Genomic DNA, 3,476 nt, shown 5'->3' with positions numbered 1-3,476 from the left:
CCCCGATGGCCACGTCTGGTCCTGGTCACGCTGGCGACGACGCCGACAACACCAGGCCCGCACCTGCCACTACCGAACCCGCGGACACCCGCTATAAGTGCCGTTGCAGTACTAGTCGCGACCTGGCAACACCTCGACACCGCGGGGAGGACCAGGCTGGTCGTGTTCGGTATCGGTGTGCTCGTGCTGGCACGCTATATCTCTCGTTTCGCCCTGAGCGCCACCAGGCGAGAAGCCATGTGCACGTGCCATAGCGGCCGGACTGGCGCCGGCCAGTAGGAGCCGTATCGCGGCAGCCAGCAGCGGTGGCCCCGGTACCCATGGGTACCGGGGCCACCTCCGTTTTGGTAGTCGATCGTTCGGCGGGCCGCCGATCTGATCGCTGCGCCGCCCGGTACGCACCGAACTCATCCCGGCGCAGCTGCCTCCGTCGTCAAATCTTGAGATTTTCACCTGCGCAATTGCATTGGTTGAGACGGATTCAACCCAGAACAATGAGACCCATGCAACCGCATCCGACGAGATCCGTCCGCTCGTGACAATCAGTAGCCCTCGAACAACGGGCGGCTGCCAAAGCTTCACTGCAGCATCGTTGGCGGCAATCTCCGCCATCCCAACAGATTTCGAGAGCCAGTACTTCGCCTGCACGATCACACGTTCATGCCTGACGCCGCCGGTGCCATCACGCAACACGCGCTCCAGCGCAAGGTCTCTGCCTCGCTAGTCGAGAAAGTACGCGAGGACTTTCTCGTCGGAATTCAAGACCTCTTCCGAAGCCACCCCGAGCTCAAGTGCGAGCTCGACGGATCCGAGGAGGGCGACCTCCACGTCAGGGGAGAAGGCCCGTTCGAGCACCCCGAGGTAGTCGGACATGCTCGCATCGAGCTTCTCGATGAGCTCCTGGTACTCAGCGGCGAGTTCCTCGTCGAGCGCCCGCTGTTCGCCGACGTAGTGCAAGATCAGCGAAGCCTCCCGCTTGGAGAGGGAGGACGAGACGGCCTTGTACATGATGATGCCGACGGTGTTGCCGATCACGGCGCCGAGGACCGGCACTGGGATGAGAGCCTGCCCGACGAAGGAGGACAGGGCGCTGATGGCGGTCTCCAGGCAGACGAGCTCCGCGTTCTCGATGAACTCCAGCTCATCGATCTCGCCACGACGGAGCTTGTTCGCCTGCTCCGCGACGCCGAAGGCCGCGGTGACGATCGAGCTGGCGACGGCTGCGGAGGTGGCGGTGAAGTTCGTGAGCCAGTAGATGCTGAACCCTCGGACACCGCCCTTGGCGACGCCGAAACCGCTTTCGCCCGCGATGTCGGCCCAGTCCTCGCCAGTGAAATCTCTGAGCTGCTTGCCCGCACGGCGTTTCTCGACCACGGCCAGCGCCAAGGCGGTCCCGCCCTCGATGGCGGCGGCCGCAAGCGTGGCCTTCGCACCCTCCCGCAGGGTCGGCCGGCTTTCCTGATAGGCATCGTCCCGCAGGGACTGGTCGGTGGAGCGGAGGGAATCCTCCTCCGTCTCCAGAGTCGCGCCATAGGCGCCCTTCTGAACCTCGGAGTACTTCAGGTGCGAGGGCTCGAGCGACTCGATGCCGACAGATCCCTCCTCGAAGAAGGCTTGGACTCGCGCCCAGTCCTTGAGCGATGGGCCGTCGCCACCGAGCGTCAGGAGCTTGCCAGCTTCCTCCCGTGGCATGGCGTGCAGCTTCTGGATCACCTCGAAGTGGTCGCGGGGGATCTGGTATTTCCCGCCGCTCTCGACGAAGTCGGGATACTTCTGGAGGTGTTCCGAGATCGCGCCGAGGCCGAAGCGGCCGCCAGCCGCGACGAATTTCTGCTGGATCTCTACGCCGCTACGCATCAGGTCCACGGGACCGTTGTCATTCACCCACTGGTAGACAGCGTCCCCACCGCGGATCTGGCTCCGAGCATTGCCGACGCCCACCTCTGCGACCTCGGCGATGAAGCCGTGCATGCCCTTCACTCCGCCACGGTTGGTGGCGACCACCTCAAGGTCGATCTTCCGGATCGCCTCGTCGACGCTGGCTAGCGCGTCCTTCAGGTTCATGTCCTGCCGGTTGAGAGCGCTCAGCAGGTTGTCCAGCCGGAGCTGGTTGAGGTAGTTCACCCAGGCGGCGACAGCCTGTTCCTGGTTGCTCTTCCCAAGCTTTACCGCGTCACTCATCATCGGCGCCCTGCTCGATGCGCTTGTTCAGCAGGGCCGCGCATGCCTTTGTGTTGTTCACCAGCGCGACGAGCTGGGACTGCTGGGGCGCGGACAGCGCGAGGAAGTCGGCGCCGAAGCACCTCAGCGCTTCGCTGTAACTCTGCACGAGCAGCTCGCGAAGGGAGGCGGTGCGCCGGAGGAAGTCATCAATCTGGGCGTCCATGCCATTGATGAGCGCGGTGTTCTGCTTCACCGAGGTCAGCGCCTCTTGCTTCGCCTCGCGGTTCTCGAACTTGTTCTTGGTAAACAGAGCGATTGACGCGAGGAGGGTGGCCCCCGCGACCGTCCAGCCGATGGGGCCGGCGAGGGCGAGCAAGGCGCCGCCTGCCGCAGTGCCTCCGCCGCCGGCCGCGACAGCCCCTCCGCCGAGCCAGGCGAGAGCGGCGTTGGTCGCAGCAGCCCCGGAGAGTGCGGAGATCGCGGTGCCGGTCGATGCGGTGCCGAAGGTGGTGGCGACCCATAGCGCAGCTGTCGGGGCCATGCTCGCGACCGCGGCGCCCGCGGTGAACCCGGCAGTGGCGCCGGCCGCCGACTTTCGCGCGGCTTCGAGGTCCTTCCGTGCGAACTCCTCCGCCGCAAGGAACTGGGCTTTGTGGATGTCGATCTCGTCGAAGTCGGTCTCGAACGCCTTCGGGGTGTTGACGATGCTGTTCACCAGCAGCTCGACGAGCTCGATCAGGTCCGTCGAGCGTTCGCGCTGGCGTAGGAGAGAAAGGCCCTTGTCGTTCATCGAGGTGAACGCGCCGTTGTACTCGGCTATGGCCTCCTCGTAGGGGCCGGGCTTCTTCGCGGTCAGCTTCTCGACGGTGTCCACAGCGGCGTCCTTGAGATCGCTGGTCTGCTCGACCAGCTGCTTTGAGCTACTCCGCGCGAACTTGCCGAAGCCGCCGACAGCCTTGTCGAAGCCCTGCTTGGCCTTGTCCATCCTGAGCGGTTCAACCATCGAGATCTCCGAACTCCGGTGCTGTGTGTCCTGGCGACAAGAGAGTATCGGCCACGAGTGACAAGGTGGACGCACCCGATTGTTTCGAAGTGACTGGCTCCGCCATGATTCCCCCAACTGCGGCCATCCCCCGACGGCCGCCCCTTTGGCGGCGATGGACCACGCCAGCGGCATCGTGATTGGGCAGGTCGAGGTGGCCTTCAAGACGAACGAGATCCTCATGCAGAGTGAGCTTCTCGGCCAGTTCGACATCAGAGACAGCGTCATAACCGTAGATGCGACATCAGAGACAGCGTCATAACCGTAGATG

The 3,476-nt window shown here is 64.4% G+C and carries 2 protein-coding genes; both read right to left on the bottom strand.

Annotated features, from left to right (window positions below; genetic code table 11):
• Positions 1–720: 720 nt before the first annotated feature.
• Positions 721–2,184 (bottom strand): hypothetical protein, encoded by a 1,464-nt coding sequence (locus AB4Z09_RS28855; protein ID WP_442241368.1) that lies wholly within the window; start codon positions 2,182–2,184, stop codon positions 721–723.
• Positions 2,174–3,166 (bottom strand): hypothetical protein, encoded by a 993-nt coding sequence (locus AB4Z09_RS28850; protein WP_442241367.1) that lies wholly within the window; start codon positions 3,164–3,166, stop codon positions 2,174–2,176. The genes AB4Z09_RS28855 and AB4Z09_RS28850 overlap by 11 nt, the downstream gene beginning before the upstream one ends.
• Between the last annotated feature and the right edge of the window lie 310 nt (positions 3,167–3,476).

The organism is Rhodococcus sp. TAF43 (genome assembly GCF_052113525.1).
Classification (GTDB): Bacteria; Actinomycetota; Actinomycetes; order Mycobacteriales; family Mycobacteriaceae; genus Prescottella.
Note: the sequence above shows the minus strand (reverse complement) of the source record. Positions and strands in the feature narration are given on the sequence as shown.